The sequence below is a fragment of the Micromonospora sp. WMMD998 genome, assembly GCF_029581235.1.
Classification (GTDB): domain Bacteria; phylum Actinomycetota; class Actinomycetes; order Mycobacteriales; family Micromonosporaceae; genus Micromonospora.
Window position 1 is genome coordinate 893,047 of sequence record NZ_CP120740.1, and the last position, 17,526, is coordinate 910,572.

Annotated in this window: 15 protein-coding genes and 1 tRNA gene; 9 read left to right on the top strand and 7 right to left on the bottom strand. The window is 71.8% G+C overall.

Features of this window, described 5'->3' with window-relative positions; translation table 11 throughout:
* Window positions 1–30: 30 nt before the first annotated feature.
* The 3 genes from O7619_RS04145 to O7619_RS04155 form a co-directional block, all read right to left on the bottom strand.
* Window positions 31–837 carry a WecB/TagA/CpsF family glycosyltransferase gene (locus O7619_RS04145; RefSeq protein WP_282285788.1) on the bottom strand — a complete coding sequence of 269 codons (807 nt, stop codon included), beginning with the start codon at window positions 835–837 and terminating at the stop codon, window positions 31–33.
* Window positions 834–1,925 (bottom strand): NAD-dependent epimerase/dehydratase family protein, encoded by a 1,092-nt coding sequence (locus tag O7619_RS04150; RefSeq protein WP_282285790.1) that lies wholly within the window; start codon window positions 1,923–1,925, stop codon window positions 834–836. The genes O7619_RS04145 and O7619_RS04150 overlap by 4 nt, the downstream gene beginning before the upstream one ends.
* A gap of 89 nt (window positions 1,926–2,014) precedes the next feature.
* Window positions 2,015–2,100: transfer RNA gene (locus O7619_RS04155), tRNA-Leu, on the bottom strand.
* A gap of 210 nt (window positions 2,101–2,310) precedes the next feature.
* On the opposite strand from O7619_RS04155, the gene O7619_RS04160 reads away from it, so the two are divergent.
* The 7 genes from O7619_RS04160 (at window position 2,311) to pknB (ending at window position 11,285) form a co-directional block, all read left to right on the top strand.
* Window positions 2,311–3,129, top strand: a complete 819-nt coding sequence (locus O7619_RS04160) for a DUF3662 and FHA domain-containing protein (RefSeq protein ID WP_282288660.1) — start codon at window positions 2,311–2,313, stop codon at window positions 3,127–3,129.
* Between the two features lie 6 nt (window positions 3,130–3,135).
* Window positions 3,136–3,624, top strand: coding sequence for an FHA domain-containing protein (locus tag O7619_RS04165; RefSeq protein WP_281585732.1), 489 nt, complete (start codon window positions 3,136–3,138; stop codon window positions 3,622–3,624).
* Entirely contained in the window at window positions 3,621–5,081 is a 1,461-nt protein-coding gene (locus O7619_RS04170; protein ID WP_282285792.1) for a PP2C family serine/threonine-protein phosphatase, read from the top strand. Before O7619_RS04165 ends, O7619_RS04170 begins: the two co-directional genes overlap by 4 nt.
* A 139-nt stretch (window positions 5,082–5,220) precedes the next feature.
* Window positions 5,221–6,600, top strand: coding sequence for an FtsW/RodA/SpoVE family cell cycle protein (locus O7619_RS04175; RefSeq protein WP_282288661.1), 1,380 nt, complete (start codon window positions 5,221–5,223; stop codon window positions 6,598–6,600).
* Window positions 6,597–8,102, top strand: a complete 1,506-nt coding sequence (locus tag O7619_RS04180) for a penicillin-binding transpeptidase domain-containing protein (protein ID WP_282285793.1) — start codon at window positions 6,597–6,599, stop codon at window positions 8,100–8,102. The genes O7619_RS04175 and O7619_RS04180 overlap by 4 nt, the downstream gene beginning before the upstream one ends.
* Before the next feature lies 1 nt (window position 8,103).
* Window positions 8,104–9,471 (top strand): serine/threonine-protein kinase, encoded by a 1,368-nt coding sequence (locus tag O7619_RS04185; protein ID WP_282285794.1) that lies wholly within the window; start codon window positions 8,104–8,106, stop codon window positions 9,469–9,471.
* Window positions 9,468–11,285: a Stk1 family PASTA domain-containing Ser/Thr kinase gene (pknB, locus tag O7619_RS04190; protein ID WP_282285796.1), complete on the top strand. Its 1,818-nt coding sequence runs from the start codon at window positions 9,468–9,470 to the stop codon at window positions 11,283–11,285. The genes O7619_RS04185 and pknB overlap by 4 nt, the downstream gene beginning before the upstream one ends.
* 31 nt (window positions 11,286–11,316) lie before the next feature.
* Here the strand turns inward: pknB and O7619_RS04195 are convergent, their stop codons facing one another.
* The 4 genes from O7619_RS04195 to O7619_RS04210 are packed head-to-tail and all read right to left on the bottom strand — an operon-like array spanning window position 11,317 to window position 14,599.
* Window positions 11,317–11,967, bottom strand: coding sequence for an aminodeoxychorismate/anthranilate synthase component II (locus O7619_RS04195; RefSeq protein ID WP_282285798.1), 651 nt, complete (start codon window positions 11,965–11,967; stop codon window positions 11,317–11,319).
* 5 nt (window positions 11,968–11,972) lie between these two features.
* Window positions 11,973–12,254 carry a hypothetical protein gene (locus tag O7619_RS04200; protein ID WP_282285799.1) on the bottom strand — a complete coding sequence of 94 codons (282 nt, stop codon included), beginning with the start codon at window positions 12,252–12,254 and terminating at the stop codon, window positions 11,973–11,975.
* 3 nt (window positions 12,255–12,257) lie between these two features.
* A complete protein-coding gene (locus O7619_RS04205) occupies window positions 12,258–13,796 on the bottom strand; it encodes a class E sortase (RefSeq protein WP_282285801.1) in 1,539 nt (512 codons plus the stop codon).
* Window positions 13,793–14,599 (bottom strand): DUF881 domain-containing protein, encoded by an 807-nt coding sequence (locus tag O7619_RS04210; protein ID WP_282285803.1) that lies wholly within the window; start codon window positions 14,597–14,599, stop codon window positions 13,793–13,795. Before O7619_RS04210 ends, O7619_RS04205 begins: the two co-directional genes overlap by 4 nt.
* Window positions 14,600–14,829: 230 nt before the next feature.
* Here O7619_RS04210 and O7619_RS04215 point away from each other — a divergent pair, with 230 nt between their 5' ends.
* Both O7619_RS04215 and O7619_RS04220 read left to right on the top strand, forming a co-directional pair.
* Complete coding sequence (locus O7619_RS04215; protein WP_281585724.1) at window positions 14,830–15,093, top strand: cell division protein CrgA; 264 nt, start codon at window positions 14,830–14,832, stop codon at window positions 15,091–15,093.
* Between the two features lie 177 nt (window positions 15,094–15,270).
* Window positions 15,271–17,469, top strand: a complete 2,199-nt coding sequence (locus O7619_RS04220; protein ID WP_282285804.1) for a (Fe-S)-binding protein — start codon at window positions 15,271–15,273, stop codon at window positions 17,467–17,469.
* Window positions 17,470–17,526 lie beyond the last annotated feature (57 nt).

Below are 17,526 nucleotides of genomic sequence, written 5' to 3' on the forward strand. Positions count from 1 at the left end.
CCGAACGTCCTCCCGTAGGGGTGTCGTCGGTCAGACGTCGAAGGTGGCGGGGCGTCCGGTGGCGGGCGCCGGCGGCGTGGCCTTCCACAGGCCGGTCTTCTGCGCGGCCAGCCGGGCCAGGTAGGCCGGGTTGAGGATGACGTAGCGGCGCCACAGGCGCTTCGGTTCCAGGCCGAGCCGCCAGAACCACTCCAGCCCGGCGCGCTGCATCCACGGCGGTGGGTTGCGCAGCAGCCCGGCGTGGTAGTCGAACGCCGCGCCGACCGCCATCAGCGGCATGTCCAGCAGCGGTCGCATGGCGTACGCGAAGACCTCCTGCCGGGGGCAGCCCAGCCCGACCAGGACGAGGCGGGCGCCGCTGTTCTTGATCCGGTCGGCGATCTCGGTGTCCTCGCCGGGGTTGGCCGCCCGGAACTTGGACGGCTCGACCCCGGCGATCTTCAGTGCCGGGAAGGTGCGCTCCAGCGCCGGGATCAGCCGGGCCAGGGTCTCCTCGGTGGAGCCGTAGAGATAGACCGGCAGCCCTTCGTCGGCGAACCGGGCGAGCACCCGGAGCGTCAGCTCCGGGCCGTAGACCCGGTCGGTGAGGCCGGCGCCGTGCAGCAGGTTGAGCGCCCAGCGCACCGGCTGCCCGTCCGGGGTGACCACGTCGAACGAGTTGAGCCGGGCGTTGTGGGCCGGGTCGAGCACCCCGGTCATCACGCCGTGCACGGCCAGCGCGGTCAGGGCCAGCGGGTGGCGCTCGCGGGCGGCCGAGACCACCGCCTCGGTGGCCCGGGTGTAGTCGGTGGCGTCGACGAGCACACCGAGCACGTTGCGCTTGGTGTCGCCGGTCATGCCTTCGGCACCCACTTGTCGACGTTCGCCTCGTAGATTTCGCGGAGGATCATCGGCACGTCGTAGGTGATCTTCCAGGCGGGGTAGTGCTCCTCGAACCGGGCCATGCTGCTGACGTACCACTGGTGGTCGCCGGTGCGGGCCTGCTCGACGTAGTTGATCCGCGCCTCGCGGCCGGTGATCTCCTGGGCGACCCGGAACGCCTCGATGTGCGAGGTGTTCGAGTGCCGGCCGCCGCCGAGGTTGTAGACCTGGGCCGAGCGGGGCTCGCGGAAGAACGCCTCGAACGCGGTGAGGACGTCCCGGGAGTGGATCGCGTCCCGGACCATTTTCCCCTTGTAGCCGAAGAGGTTGTACGTCCGGCCTTCCATCACGCAGCGCATCAGGTACGCCAGGAAGCCGTGCAGCTCCGCCGCGGAGTGCGCCGGGCCGGTCAGCGTGCCGCCCCGGAAGCAGGCGGTCTTCATGTCGAAGTACCGGCCGTACTCCTGGACCATCACGTCGGAGGCGACCTTCGAGGCGCCGAAGATCGAGTGCAGCGACTCGTCGATCGACATGTCCTCGGTGATGCCGTCGTACCAGCGGTGGTCCTCGGGCAGCTCGTAGCGGGTCTCCAGCTCGACCAAGGGGAGCGAGTTCGGCCGGTCGCCGTAGACCTTGTTCGTGGAACAGTGGATGAACGGCGCGTCGATCGCGTGCCGCCGGGTGTTCTCCAGCACGTTGAGCGTGCCGCCGGCGTTCACGTCGAAGTCGGTGTACGGCTCCTTAGCGGCCCAGTCGTGGCTGGGCTGTGCCGCGCTGTGGATCACCACGGCGATGTCCCGGCCGTACCGGGTGAAGACGCCTTCCAGGCCGTCCCGGTCGCGGATGTCCACCGCGTGGTGGGTGTACGCGGGTCCCAGGTCGGCGGCGAGACGGTCGAGGCTCCAAGCGGTCGAGCCGTCCTCGCCGAAGAAGTATCGCCGCATGTCGTTGTCGATGCCGACCACGTCGAGGCCGAGGCCGGCGAAGTGCCGGGCCGCCTCGGAGCCGATCAGACCGCCGGAACCGGTCACCAACGCGACACTCACACGCCACTCCTGGTCCATGGGAGGCAGGGAAACCACCGGAGCATAGCGTGACGTCCGGAACGCCCCGATATGGTGCGAGGGCCCCGCAGCCTGCGGAGCCCTCGTTCTGGTGGGGATGGGGGGAGTTGAACCCCCACGTCCTTTCGGACACACGGACCTGAACCGTGCGCGTCTGCCATTCCGCCACATCCCCGTGGCACGACCCGGAACACCATATCGCATCCCTCTGCCCGCCATCTGCGGCAGGTGTCGGGACATATTACGCTGTCCACTGGTCACGCCACGAGCGATCACCGCTCGCGGCGGGCGAAACTTTAGCACGCTCGCGGGCCTGGTCACGAACGGGCCGTCGGCAGCCGGCCGAGCGGCGTGTGAGCTGCGGAGGCGGTGTCCGGATACCATCATTGCCTCGGGACCCGAGGAGGAGCCGGTGAGCGTGCTGCAACGCTTCGAGAAGCGTCTGGAAGGCCTGGTCGAGGGGGCTTTCGCCAAGGTCTTCAAAGGGGTGGTCCACCCCGTGGAGATCCTCAACGCCATGCAGCGGGAGGCCGAGGCGCACAAGGCGATCCTGGCCGGTGGGCGCACGTTGGTGCCCAACCGCTACGTGATCGATCTCTCGCCGTACGACCACAGTCGGCTGGCGCCGTACGCCGCCGCGCTGGCCCAGGAGCTGGCCCAGTCGCAGGCGGAGTTCATCGGCGAGCAGGCGTGGACGGTCTACGGCGACGTGATCGTCGAGGTCGAACGTGGTGAGGGACTGGACACCGGCATGTTCCGGGTGACCGCCGAGGTCTACACCGGCGGCGACGTCGCCCCGGTCTCCGCGCCGGGCGGCTACGACCAGGGCGGCTACGACCAGGGTGGCTACGACGCCGGCCCGGCGTACCCGGCCTACGACCAGGGCGGCGGCTACGGCCCCCCGCCCGGCCAGGGCGGTGGCCGCAACGTCCGCCTGGTATCCGGCGACGGCCGCACCTACCCGCTCCAGATGGGCTCGACCGTGATCGGCCGTGGCGACCAGGCCAACCTGCGCCTGCCCGACGTCGGCATCTCCCGGCGGCACGCCCGGCTGGACTTCGACGGCGGCCAGGTCGTGCTGACCGACCTGGGCTCGACGAACGGCACGATGGTCAACGGCCAGCGGGTGTCGGCGGTCGCGCTCAACCCCGGCGACATGATCCAGCTCGGCACCACGACGCTGACCTTCCGCGTGGACGGCTGATCCCCGTTGCCGGAGCTCGTCATCACCGTTGCCCGGTTCGGATTCCTGATCCTGCTGTGGATCTTCGTCTTCACTGTGGTCGGCGTGATCCGTCGGGACCTCTTCGCGGGGGCCCGGTCGGGTCGGCTGGTGGCCGCGCCACGCGGGGTCGGCGCGTCGACCGGCCAGCCCGCCGGCAAGCCGGCGAAGGCGAAGCGGGGTCGCGCCGCCCACCAGATGGTGGTCACCGCGGGTCAGCTCGCCGGCACCCGGATCACCCTCGGGGAGGCCCAGATCACGATCGGACGGGCGGAGGACTCGACCCTGGTGATCACCGACGACTACGCGTCGGCGCGACACGCCCGGCTCGTACCCCGCGACGGGCAGTGGTACGTCGAGGACCTCGGATCGACTAACGGCACGTACCTCGATCGCGCTAAGGTCACCGGACCAACCCCCGTCCCCCTCGGCGTGCCGATCCGGATCGGCCGCACTTCCCTCGAATTACGGCCATGACTTTGACCCTGCGCTACGCGGCCCACAGCGACCGCGGTCTGATCCGAGACGGCAACCAGGATTCCGTCTACGCCGGACCGCGGCTGCTCGCCGTTGCCGACGGCATGGGCGGTATGGCCGCCGGTGACGTCGCCAGCAACATCGTCATCGGTGCCATGGCGCCGCTCGACGAGGACGTCCCGGGTGACGCCCTCGTCGACGCGCTCCGATCCGCCGTGGGCACCGCCAACCAGCAGCTCCGCGACACCGTGGACGCCAACCCGCAGTTGGAGGGGATGGGCACGACGCTCACCGCGACCCTCTTCTCCGGCAGCAAGCTCGGCATGGTCCACATCGGTGACTCGCGGGCCTATCTCCTGCGCAACGGCGAGTTCGCGCAGATCACCAAGGACGACACGTACGTCCAGATGCTCGTCGACGAGGGCCGGATCAGCGCCGAGGAGGCGAGCAGCCACCCCCAGCGCTCGTTGCTCACCCGCGCGCTCGACGGCCGCGACATCGACCCGGAATACAGCGTCCGCCAGGTGCTGCCCGGCGACCGCTACCTGATCTGCTCCGACGGCCTCTCCGGCGTGGTGAGCGCGGACACCATCGGCGACACCATGCGGGAATACCCCGACCCGCAGCAGTGCGTGGAACGTCTGGTGCAGCTCGCGCTCCGTGGCGGCGGCCCGGACAACATCACCGTGATCATCGCCGACGCGACCGACCAGGACATCGTCGAGGCGTCCCCGATCGTCGGCGGCGCCGCCGCCCGGGACCGGGGCATGGCGACGTCGGCCGACGACTCCACCCCGGCGGCCCGCGCCTCGGCGTTGTCCGCCCCACGCGCGCCCGCCCCCGAGGAGCCGGCCGACAACCGCGACGACGAGCCCGAGCAGCGTCGGCGCAAGCCGCTGCGGACGGTGGCGATGGCGCTCGCGCTGGCGGTGATCGTCGGGGGTGCCGTCTTCGGCGGCTGGACCTACACCCAGCGGCAGTACTACGTCGGCGCCACCGACGACGGCCAGCTCGCGGTCTTCCGCGGGGTGCCCGGCCAGGTCGCCGGGCTGGACCTGTCCGCCGTGCACTCGCGCAGCGCCGCCCGGCTCGACGATCTGACGCTTGCCGCCCAGGAGCGGGTGAAGCAGGGCATCCAGGCCAAGAGCGAGCCGGACGCGGAACGCCGGCTGGCGGAGCTGACGAGCGACGACCCGGCCAACCCCAACCTGAAGCCGCTCTGCCCGCCCGACCCGACGCCGGGGTCGACCCCGGTGACGACGCCGCCCCCGGTGTCCCCGGCGCTCAGCCCCAGCGCCGTTCCGTCGACGCCGCCACCCGGCGGGCTGACCCCGACACCCGGCTCGCCCACCCCGGTGGCGGGCGCGCCGACGCCGACGTTGACCACCACGCCCGACGCCGTAGCCTCCGACACCGTTCCGCCGGCCGATCCCGCCGGTTGCCGGTCGCCGGAGTGAGCGCCGGCTCGATCCCGAGGACTCATCCGTGACCGCAGCCGCCGCACCGGCCGCCTCGCCCGTCTCGACGGGCGAGCAGTCCGGCGTACGCCTGGCCCGGTCCCGGCGCAACGCCGAGTTGTCCCTGCTCCTGCTCGCCATGGTGCTGGTGGCGGCCTACGCGGCGATGGTCGAGGCGAAGGCGCTCGACACGGTCACCCCGGACTTCTGGATCCCGGCCGCCGCGCTGGGGCTGGTGTTCCTCGGCCTGCACCTGGTGATCCGCTGGTTGGCGCCGTTCGCCGATCCGGCGTTGCTGCCGGCGGTGGCCCTGCTCAACGGCATCGGGGTGGGCTTCCTGCGGCGTTACGACCTGGCCCAGGCCGCACCGGCGGAGCGGGAGGACCTGGCCATCTTCGCCGGCACCGGTGGCCGCCAGCTCGCCTGGACGCTCGCCGCGGTGGTGCTCGCCGCCGCGCTGCTGGCGATCCTGCGGGACCACCGCACGCTGTCGCGGTACGCGTACACCCTGGGGCTTGCCGGCATCGTGCTGGTGATGATCCCGGCGGTGCTGCCCGGGCGGTTCTCCGAGATCAACGGCGCCAAGCTGTGGATCAAGGTGGGCGGGTTCTCGATCCAGCCGGGTGAGTTCGCCAAGCTGGCCCTGCTCACGTTCTTCGCCTACTACCTGGTGCGCAAGCGCGAGGTGCTCTCGTTGGCGAGCCGGCGGGTGCTCGGCATCGACTTCCCGCGCGGGCGCGACCTCGGCCCGGTGCTGGTGGTCTGGATGGTCAGCCTCATGGTGCTGGTCTTCGAGAAGGACCTGGGCACCTCGCTGCTCTACTTCGGCATGTTCGTGGTGACGCTCTACATCGCCACCGAGCGGGTGAGCTGGCTGCTCATCGGTCTGATCCTGTTCTTCGGCGGCGCCTACCTGGCCTATGTGCTGGGCAGCACCGTGGGCGGCCCGTTCGCCAACTTCTACGACCGGGCGCAGATCTGGCTCGATCCGTTCGCCGAGCCGTACGACCGCGGTTACCAGTTGGTCCAGGGTCTGCTCACGCTCGGCACCGGCGGCCTGTTCGGGGCCGGGCCGGGCGGTGGCCAGCCGACGCTGCTGCCCGAGGTGCAGACCGACTTCATCTTCGCCGGCATCGGTGAGGAGATCGGCCTGTTCGGTCTCTCCGCGCTGCTCGTGGTCTATCTGCTGATCGTCGAGCGGGGCCTGCGCGCCGCGCTGGCGGTGCGGGACTCGTTCGGCAAGCTGCTCGCCGGCGGCCTGGCGTTCACGCTGGGCCTCCAGGTCTTCGTCATCGTCGGCGGGATCAGCAAGCTCATCCCGCTGACCGGGCAGACCACCCCGTTCCTCTCCGCCGGTGGCTCGTCGCTGATGGCGAACTGGCTGCTGATCGCGGTGCTGCTGCGGGTCTCCGACGGCGCCCGCCGACCGGTGACCGGGGCCGGTGGTCCGGCGGCCCGGCCCGCCGGTGGTCCGCCCGAGCAACTGCACGGTGCCCCGACGGAGGTGATCCGCCCGTGAACGCGCCCCTGCGCCGCGTCGGTGTGGTCGTGATGATCCTGTTCGGGTTGCTCTTCGCGAACCTCAACTGGATCCAGGCCTACAAGGCCGACGAATACCGCACCAGCGACTACAACGGCCGGGTCCAGGTCGCCGAGTACGACCGCAAGCGCGGCAACATCGAGGTCGGCGGCACCGCGTACGCGCTGAGCAAGGAGACCGGCGGGGAGCTGAAATACCTGCGCACCTATCCCAAGGGGGAGATGTACGCGCACGTGCTCGGCTGGAAGCCGGTCAACGGCAGCGCGACCGGCATCGAGAAGGTGGAGAACGACTTCCTCGCCGGCACCAGCGACGCGCTCATCGCCAACCGGATCAAGGACATGTTCACCGGGGACGAGACCGGTGGCGGCAACGTGCTGCTGACCCTCTCCAAGGGGGCCCAGGAGACGGCGTTCAAGCAGCTCAACAACAACGAGGTCGGGGCGAAGAAGGGCGCGGCGATCGCGATCGACCCGCGTACCGGCGCGGTGCAGGCGCTGGTGTCGATGCCGAGCTTCGACCCGAACCCGCTGGCGAGCCACTCCAGCACGGAGGCCGACCGGGCCTACAACGCGCTGGAGAAGGACAAGGACCGGCCGCTTGCCAACCGGGCGCTGTCCGAGGTGCTGCCGCCCGGCTCCACCTTCAAGATCGTCATGGCCGCGGCGGCGCTGGAGAACGGCATCGGCCAGCAGACCCAGATCCCGGCCGGGTCGAGCTACACCCCGCCGACCTCCGGCAAGCCGATCAAGAACGCGGCCCCGTCGATCTGCCCGGAGTCGCAGGTGACGCTCCGGGAGGCGGTGACCGAGTCCTGCAACACCGGTTTCGCCCAGCTCGGCGTGCGCCTCGGCGCGGACAAGGTCAAGGAGAAGGCGAGGCAGTTCGGCTTCGAGCAGGAGGACCTCACGGTCGGCCAGCTCGGCGAGGGCGGCCTGCCGGTGGCGGCCAGCCGCACCGGCGACATGCAGAACCCGGACGGCAGCACCGACCCGGCGGCGCTGGCGCAGTCGTCGATCGGCCAGAACAACGTGCGGATGACGCCGTTGCAGGGCGCGCTGATCGCCGCCACGGTCGCCAACGGCGGCAGCCAGATGCGTCCCTACCTGGTGAAGCAGTTGCTCGGGCCGGACCGCACCACGGTCTACGACGCCGCCAAGCCGCGCGAGCTGCGTCGCCCGGTCAGCGGCCAGGTCTCCGCCGACCTGCGCGACATGATGCAGAACGTGGTGAAGGAGGGCACCGGCCGCCGCGCCGCCATCGACGGCTTCGTGGTCGGCGGTAAGACCGGCACCGCCCAGTCCGGCCCGGACACGCCGGACCACGGTTGGTTCATCGGGTTCGCGCTGGACAAGGACGGCACGCCGCTCTCCGCGGTCTGCGTGGAGCTGGAGCAGGCCGGCAGCGGCGGCAGCTCCGAGGCGGCCCGGATCGCCGGCCGGATCATGGCGGCGGCCATCGCGGATTCCGGGAGGCGCTGACGTGCTCGGCCCGGGGGTGCAGCTCGGCAACCGCTACCGGCTCGACGAGCGGATCGCCAGCGGTGGCATGGGCGACGTCTGGCGCGGCACCGACCAGGTGCTGGGCCGGACGGTCGCGGTCAAGAGCCTGCTCCCGGCGCTGCTCGACGAGCCGGGCTTCGCCGAGCGGTTCCGCGGCGAGGCGCGGACCATGGCCACCATCAACCACCCCGGCGTGGTGGACGTCTACGACTTCGGCAGCGACCAGCAGATCGCGTTCCTGGTGATGGAATACGTGGAGGGCGACGCGCTCTCCGCCACGCTCGGCCGGGTCGGCCGGCTCACCCCGGCGCGCACCATGGCGTTGCTGGCCCAGGCCGCCGACGCGCTGCACGCGGCGCACGAGAAGGGCATCGTGCACCGCGATGTGAAACCGGGCAACCTGCTGGTCCGGCCGAACGGCACGCTCGTGCTCACCGACTTCGGCATCGCCCGCTCGGAGCTGGTCGGCCAGCTCACCGCCGCCGGCTCGGTGCTCGGCACCGCCTCCTACATCTCGCCCGAGCAGGCCACCGGCGCGGTCGCCACGCCCGCGTCCGACGTGTACGCGCTGGGCGTGGTCGCCTACCAGTGCCTGGCGGGCCGCCGTCCCTTCGAGGGGGACAATCCGCTCGAGATCGCGATGAAGCACGTGCGGGACACTCCCCGGCCGCTGCCCGCCGACATCCCGCCGCAGGTGCGGGCCATCGTCGAGCGGGCCATGGCGAAGGAGCCGGGGGCCCGCTGGCCCAGCGCCGCCGCGTTGGCAAGCGTCGCCCGGCAGGCCAAGCTCGCGCTCTCCCAGCAGGCACGCGGCGGGCGCCCGATCTCCGGCGTACCGGCCTCGCCGGCCGCGCCCCCCGCGCGGGCGCAGGTGCCGACCGCCGCGCCCCGCCCGCAGCCCCGGCCGCCGGTGTCGCCGGCCCGGCCGCCGGTGGCACCGCGCCCGACCATGGTCGCGCATCCGGTCCCGCAGCCCCGCCCGCCGGTGGGGCCGCGCGGCGCGGCGCCCGTTCCGCAGCCGCCCCGCCCCCCGCACAACCCTCTGGCGTACGCCCGCCCGCCCGCGCCGCCACCACCGGCGCCCCGCCGCTCCCGCTCCGGGCTGTGGACGACGGCGATACTGGTGGCGGTGCTGGTCATCCTCTGTTCGGGCGTGATTTCGTTCTGGTACCGGAAATACATGACCGATGCCGCCGGTGCTCCCGGTCCGGCGAGTGTGAGCGTGACCTCCGGCGCGGTGCGCGCGTACGGGGACGACTATCCGGTCCGCACGTCGTACCGTCGTGAGGTACGCCTCCAGCCGGCCGGCGGCGGTACGACGACGAGCGAAGGACGAGAGACGCGATGACAGCGCAGGCCCGCCTGCTCGGTGGCAGGTACCAGGTCGGCGAGCTGCTGGGCTACGGCGGCATGGCGGAGGTGCACCGCGGCCGTGACCTGCGGCTCGGGCGGGATGTCGCGATCAAGATGCTTCGTGCCGACCTGGCCCGCGACGCCACGTTCCAGATGCGGTTCCGCCGGGAGGCGCAGAACGCCGCCTCGCTCAACCACCCGGCCATCGTCGCCGTCTACGACACCGGCGAGGAGACCGCGCCGACCGGCGAGACGCTGCCGTTCATCGTGATGGAGTTCGTCAACGGGCGGACCCTCAAGGAGGTCCTCGGCGTCGAGGGGCGGCTCCAGCCGCGCCGGGCGCTGGAGATCTGCGCCGACATGTGCGCCGCGCTGGAGTTCAGCCACCGGCACGGGATCATCCACCGGGACATCAAGCCGGGCAACGTGATGCTCACCCAGACCGGCCAGGTCAAGGTGATGGACTTCGGCATCGCCCGGGCGCTGGCAAGCGGCGCCACCACCATGACGCAGACGAGCGCGGTCATCGGCACCGCGCAATATCTCTCCCCGGAGCAGGCGCGCGGCGAGTCGGTGGACGCCCGTTCCGACGTCTACGCGGCCGGGTGCGTGCTGTTCGAGCTGCTCTGCGGGCACCCGCCGTTCGTCGGCGACAGCCCGGTCAGCGTCGCTTACCAGCACGTGCGGGAGCAGCCGCCGACGCCGAGCACGATCAACCCGGACGTGAATCCGGCGGTCGACGCCATCGTGCTGAAGGCGCTCTCCAAGAACCCGCTCAACCGCTACCAGAGCGCCGGCGAGATGCGGGCGGACCTGCTCCGCGCCGCCGCCGGCCGCCCGGTGCTCGCCACTCCGGTGATGCCGGCCGAGGAGACCATGCCGATGGGGGCCGCCGCGGGCGGCTACCAGGCGGCGCAGCAGACCCAGATGATGGGCCCGCAGACCCGCCAGCAGGCGCCGGCCCGGGTGGGTGACCCGCGCAAGCGCAGGAGTTCCTCCTGGGTCATCGCCACGTTCGCCGCGCTCGGCGTGCTCGCGGTGATCGCGCTGGGCACCGCGCTCTGGCTCAACCAGGCCGGCGACGAGAAGGTTTCCGTGCCGCAGCTCGTGGACCGTACGCAGGCCGAGGCGCAGGCCGAGCTCACGAAGGCCGGGCTGCGGTTCGCCGCCGGCGCTCCGGTGCAGAACACCGAGTGCAAGGAGGGCACCGTGGTCGGGCAGAGCCCCGGTCCGGGCCTGCGGGTGGAGAAGAACAGCGCCGTCACGATCCAGATGTGCACCGGCCCGGGCGAGGTCACCATCCCGGAGGGGCTGAAGGGCGGCACCTTCACCAGCGTGGAGGCGCAGCTGAAAAGCCTCGGGCTCACGGTCGTTCGCAAGGACGTCACCGACGGCGCTCCCGAGGGGCAGGTCATCAATGTGTCGCCCAAGGAGGGCAGCACGGTGGCCCCGAAGAGCAAGGTGACCCTTGAGGTGTCCAAGGGCAACGTCAACGAGGTGCCGAACGTCCGCGGCTACACGGAGGACCAGGCGAAGCAGCGGCTGGAGGACGCCGGCTACGAGGTCAAGGTCCGGGAGGGCAACGAGGTCGAGCCGGCCCAGGCCGGCAAGGTGAGCCGTCAGTCGCCGTCCGCCGGGACCAAACTGGCCAAGGGTGAGACCGTCACGATCGAGGTCGACGTGCCGCTTGAGGAGGAGAGCGAGAGCCCGTCGCCGAGCGCGACCCCCAGCGCGTCGCCGAGCACGCCCGGCGCCGGTGGTGGCGGTGGTTTCCCGTTCCCGTCCGTCCCGCCCACCCGCGAGCGCTGATCCCAGCCGCCGCGTGGCGTGCCGGAGGGCCTCAGGCGGTGGCGAACGCGGCCCGACGTCGCGCGTCGACCTCGGCGGCCAGCTCCGGGGCCCGCTCCAGCGCGGCCGGGTGGCCGCAGGCGGCCAGCCAGTTCGCCAGCATCAGGTGACCGCCCTCGGTCAGCACCGACTCGGGGTGGAACTGGACGCCCTCGATCGGCAGCGTGCGGTGCCGCATCGCCATCACCACGCCGGACTCGGTCCAGCCGGTGACCTCCAGTTCGTCGGGGAGCGTCTCGGGCAGCACGGCGAGCGAGTGGTAGCGGGTGGCGGTGAACGGGTCGGGCAGGCCGGCGAGCACCCCCGCGCCGTGGTGGCGCACCTCGGAGGTCTTGCCGTGCAGCAGCTCCGGCGCCCGGGTCACGGTGCCGCCGAACGCCTCGCCGATGGCCTGGTGGCCGAGGCAGACGCCGAAGAGCGGGAGCTTGCCGGCGTACTCGCGGATCACGTCCAGGCAGATGCCGGCCCGGTTTGGGGTGCCCGGGCCGGGTGAGAGCAGCACGCCGGCCGCGCCGGCCCGGCCCACCTCGGCCACGTCGATCTCGTCGTTGCGGCGGACCTCGCAGTCCACCCCGAGCTGGCCGAGGTATTGCACGAGGTTGAAGACGAACGAGTCGTAGTTGTCGATCACCAGCACGCGCATCGGGGTCACCCGCCCGGAGTGGCGGGTGGGGCGTTGTTCGTCTCGATGTCGTAGGGGAGTTCCTCGTCCTCGTCCGGCTGCGCGGTCGGGTCGGTCAGCTCACCGCTGCCGCCGCCCGGGACGCCGGAATCCTGGGTGACCTGCACGTCGTCGAAGGGCAGCAGCGGCTCGGCCCACGGGAAGACCACGAGCCAGAGCAGGGCGACGGTGGCGACGGCGAGCAGCATCGACCCGATCAGCTTGCCGGGCAGCCCGAACGGCAGTTTCCGCCAGATCCACGAGTACACGGGTCAGCCCTCCAGCTCGGCCGGTCGGCCCGCCGACTTGGCCTGGGCGTGGTCGAAGCGGGCGTGGATGATCAGCCGCTGGTAGTTGTCGAACTTCGGGTTGCAGGTGGTGAGCGTGAGCAGCTTCTCGGTCGCCTTGCTGCCCGGTTTGCCCGGCACCGGGGCGACCACCTCCACCTGGGACGGCTTGACGATGCGCTGCTGGTAGACCCGGTAGACGAGCCACTCGGTCTTGGTCTCGACCACGATGGCGTCGTCCGGCTTCAGCTCGTCCAGCTCCCAGAACGTGGACCGGATGCGGTGGCCGGCGACGGAGAAGTTGCCCACCTCGCCGGGCATGGCGCTCTCCGGGTAGTGGCCGGGGGCGTAGCGGATGTCGTCCGGGCTGACCCCCTCGACCACCACCCAGTGCTTGTCGAGCTTCGGGATGTAGAGGCCGGCGACCGGCTTCCCCTCGGCCGGCGGCGTCGACTTCGTGCTCGGGCCGGTGGTCGGGCCGACCGTCGGGTCCGCCGCCCACGCCTCGGCGAGCTGACCGTTCAGGTCGTTCTGGTGGGCATCGACGATGACCGACTTGCCCCAGATCTCGTACCCGGCGAAGAGCAGCACCACCAGCCCGAACGTGATCAGCAGCTCGCCCGCGCCGCGGACGACCGTGCGCAGGCGGGAGGCGGCGGTGGGGCGGGTCAGCTCGGAGTGGACGCTGCGGTATCCCTCGCCGGTCTGCTCCGGCCGGAGCTGCACCACCCGCTCGCCGCGCCGTGGTCGCGGTGGCTCGGCCGGCGGCTCGCCGCCCTCGCCGCCGGGCTCGGGCGCCGGGGGCACCGCGCCCATCAGCCCGGTGGCGTCCAGCAGCGGATCGGCCGGCCGGCGGGGGACGGTGGGCAGCACCGCGGTCGCGCCGGGGTCGGCCGGCGCGGGCACGTCCGGGCCGCGTCCGACCGGGCCACCCGACCGGGGTACGCCGGAGCGCCGCTCGGGTCCGCCGGGCGTACCGGAGCGCCGCTCGGGTGTGCCGGGCGTACCGGAGCGCCGCTCGGATGCGGCGGAGTGCCGCCCGGGCCGCCCGGTCAGCGGCGGGATGAAGTCGGTGGGCCCGTCACCCGGCGCGGCCGGTCGCACGCCGGCACCGGGCATCGCACTGGTGCGCCCGTACGGCATGTCGGAACGGTCCGGGCCGGTGCGGCGGTCGTAGGGGCCGTCGCCGGTCGGGCGGGAGTGCGTTCCCCGACCCGGTGGCGCGAACCGCCGGTCGGGGGTGGGGGCCGTGGGACCGGCGTACCGCCGGGGGTCGACCTGTGGCGTCTCCGGCGGGCGGGACTGGTTGCCCGGCCAGGGGGGCGGCGGCGGTGCGGTCGGGCGGGCGGTGGCGCCGCGCCGCGCCGGGGCGGAGTGGGACGGGCCGGCGTCGGGCCAGGGCAGATCCAGCGGGGGCGGCGGTGCGAGCGCCGGGCGGTCGACCGTCGGGAGGAACGCGGTCGGATCCTCCTGCGCTCGGGGGCGACCGCGCGCCTCTCGCTCGTGGGGGTCGTCGCCGGTCACCGGGGCACCGTCGCCGACTGGAGTGCGGTGGAGTCCTCGAACGCGGGGACGGTGACGTCGGAGACGTGCTCGGTGTAGCCGAGCTGGTAGTGATCGGCCACTTCTTTGAACACCCGGACTCCTTCAGAGGCGGCGAGCGCCCGCTGGAACCCGGCGGGATCACCGATGGCCACGATCTTGAAAGGAGGGGAGTAAACCCGGCCGTGCAGCAGCAGGGTGTTACCGACGCAGCGTACCGCGCTGGTGCTCAGCACGCGGACGTTCATGATTGACATGGCCTCCGCGCCGCCGGCCCAGAGCGCGTTCACGACCGCCTGCACGTCGCCCTGGTGCACGACCAGGTCGTCGTTGCTGGCGCCCTTGGGCAGCGGCTGGCCGGGGCCCCAGTCGGCGTCGTCCAGTTCGATGGTGATCCCGGTGCCGGTGAGCGCGGTGAACCCGGCGGCCTGCCGGCTCGCGGCGGCCCGTTCGCGCTGGGTCTTCACCGGCCCGTCGGTGCCGGCGAGCGACTCGGTGCGTGCCTCGACCTCGTCGCGCAGCCGGGCGGCCTTGGCCTCGCTGGCCGCCACCTGCTCGCGCCGGTCCTCGATGAGTTGGGTGAGCTGGGGTCGCCGATCCTCCCGGAGCGGGGTGCCGCCGGCGGTGGTCGCGCTCGTGGTGAAGAGCAGTCCGGCCGCGGCGGCGATCAGGGGTACGCCGACCGACCATCCCGGGCGCCGCTGGCGCGCCCGGCGGGGCAGCAGGCCGGCTACCGCGCGGCGGAGGGCCTTCTGCCAGGAGGCTGCGCCGGACGTGTACTCCACCGGGCGTTCCCTTTCCCGTCGTCTCGTTCCGGCCCGCGTCGATGCGAACCGACCTGCTCGACCCGAAAAGTCCGCTCTTTTCGGTAACTCCCCGCACCGGCCCCGCCCCATTCGTGGCTTGGACGGCCCGTCCGGACTACGCTAGCTGTCGAACATTATTGGCCATGGACCGTCGCCCCCGCGCCCGGTTGTCAGGCCGGACGAGGTCGTACCCCCCTCTGGAGAGCGTCGTGCCCAAGTCTCAGGTCCGCAAGAAGAAGGTGTACACCCCGCCGACGGACGTGCGTCCGACGGCGACGGCGTCGACGCGCAAGCCTAGCCCGATCTGGCTGCCGGTCACCGCCGTCGCGCTGATCGTGGTCGGCATCGGCTGGCTGGTCGTCTACTACCTTTCCGAGCAGGCGTACCCGGTCGCCTCCTGGGGTTACTGGAACCTCGCGGTGGGCTTCGGCGCGATGGTCTCCTCGCTGATCCTGCTCTCCCGCTGGCGCTGAGCGGCGTTTCCGCCTCCCGGGGCACATCACGCCACGCCGCCCCTGCCCAGCACCCGGGCGTCGATCCGCCTAAGGTGTCCGCAGGGCGGCGTGGCCGATGCGAGAAGACTCACGTTACTGTCGAGTAACCTTCCGCGTAGGCTGCACTGACAAGCAGCAGACCGGGAGGCCAACTCGATGGGCAGCGTCCAGATCGTCACCACGATCCTCGCGGCAGCCATCACCGCCGTTGCGGTGTGGCTCGCGGTGCGCGCGGTCATGAAGATGACGGCTGTCATCCGGCTCGGGCAGCCCGCGCCCGAGCGGTTCGCCGACAAGGGCGCCCGCACGACCAAGATGCTCGTGGAGACCGCCGGCCACACCCGCATGCTGAAGTGGAGCGTGGTCGGGGCCGCCCACTGGTTCGTGATGGTCGGCTTCATCGTGCTGTCGCTGCTGGTGCTCGAGGCGTACTTCGAGGTGGTCTCGCCCGGTGGCGGGCTGCCGGTGATCGGGCACTGGACCGTGTTCGGCCTGGCCACCGAGTGGATCGGCATCCTCGGCCTGGTCGGCATCGTGGTGCTGATGGCCATCCGGCTGCGCAACCGGCCGACCCGCCCCGGCGGCCTGTCCCGGTTCACCGGGTCGACCATGTGGCAGGGCTACTTCGTCGAGTGGGTCGTGCTGCTGGTCCTGATCTTCGGGTTCGTCATCCGGGGCTTCAAGGTCGCCACCGACCACTTCGAGTACCCGCTCTGGGCCACCCCGCTGAGCCACGCGGTCGGCGCCGCGCTCCCGGACTGGTCGGCCGGCGTCAGCGTGGCCGCCCTCATCAAGATCGTCATCTCGATGACGTGGCTCATCGTGATCTCGCTGAACGTCACCATGGGTGTGGCCTGGCACCGCTTCCTGGCCTTCCCCAACATCTTCTTCAAGCGCGACCCGGCGAAGCCCGCCGGCTCCGGCCTGGGCCCGCTGCGCCCGATGACGAGCGAGGGCAAGCCGCTCGACTTCGAGGAGGCCGACCCGGAGTCCGACCAGTTCGGCGTCGCCCAGGTCGAGCAGTTCACCTGGAAGGGCCTGCTCGACTTCAGCACCTGCACCGAGTGCGGCAGGTGCCAGTCGCAGTGCCCGGCCTGGAACACCGGCAAGCCGCTGTCGCCGAAGCTGCTGGTGCTCAGCCTGCGCGACCACGCGTACGCCAAGGCGCCCTACCTGCTGGCCGGCGGCGGCAAGGACCTGGCCGGCGAGGAGAAGGGCACCGCGGAGCAACTGGCCGGCGTCGACGTGCTGGCCATGGCCGAGGCCGACCGGCCGTTGATCGGCACCGCCGAGGAAGGCGGCGTCATCGACCCGGACGTGCTCTGGTCCTGCACCACCTGCGGCGCCTGCGTCGAGCAGTGCCCGGTGGACATCGAGCACGTCGACCACATCGTCGACATGCGCCGCTACCAGGTGCTGATCGAGTCGAGCTTCCCGTCCGAGGCCGGCGTCATGCTGCGCAACCTGGAGAACAAGGGCAACCCCTGGGGCGCGCCGCAGAACACCCGCGAGGACTGGACCAAGGGGCTCGACTTCGAGGTGCCCCGGGTCGGCGAGGTCGACGACTTCGAGTACCTGTTCTGGGTCGGCTGCGCCGGCGCGTTCGAGGACCGGGCCAAGAAGACCACCCGGGCCGTCGCCACGCTGCTCAACGAGGCCGGCGTCAGCTTCGCCATCCTCGGCGAGGGCGAGACCTGCACCGGTGACCCGGCCCGCCGGATCGGCAACGAGTTCGTCTTCCAGATGCTCGCCCAGCAGAACGTCGAGACGCTGAACGAGGCGTTCGAGGGCCGGGAGAAGGCCACGCGCAAGATCGTGGCCACCTGCCCGCACTGCTTCAACACCCTGGGCAACGAGTACGGCCAGCTCGGCGGCGAGTTCGAGGTGGTGCACCACACCCAGTTGCTGGCCCACCTGGTCAGCGCCGGCAAGCTCACCCCGGTGCAGCCGGTCGACGGCGGCGTGACCTACCACGACCCCTGCTACCTGGGTCGGCACAACCGGATCTTCGCCGCCCCCCGTGAGGTGCTCGGCGACTCCATGCAGGGCGAGCTGACCGAGATGCCGCGCAACAGCGAGCGCTCCTTCTGCTGCGGCGCCGGCGGTGCCCGGATGTGGATGGAGGAGAAGATCGGCAAGCGGATCAACGTGGACCGGGTCGAGGAGGCCATGTCCACCGGGGCGAAGACCATCGCGGTCGGCTGCCCGTTCTGCTCGACGATGCTCAACGACGGAGTGAACGGCAAGGGCGCCGGCGAGGACGTCGAGGTGGTCGACGTGGCGAGCGTGCTGCTGCGCTCGGTCAAGCCCGAGGCACCGGCCGGCGAGAAGGAGACCGCGCCGGCGGCCGGCTGAGGCGTACCCCGGCGGGGTGACCCGCCACCGGCGCCCGCGTGCCACAATCACGCCCAT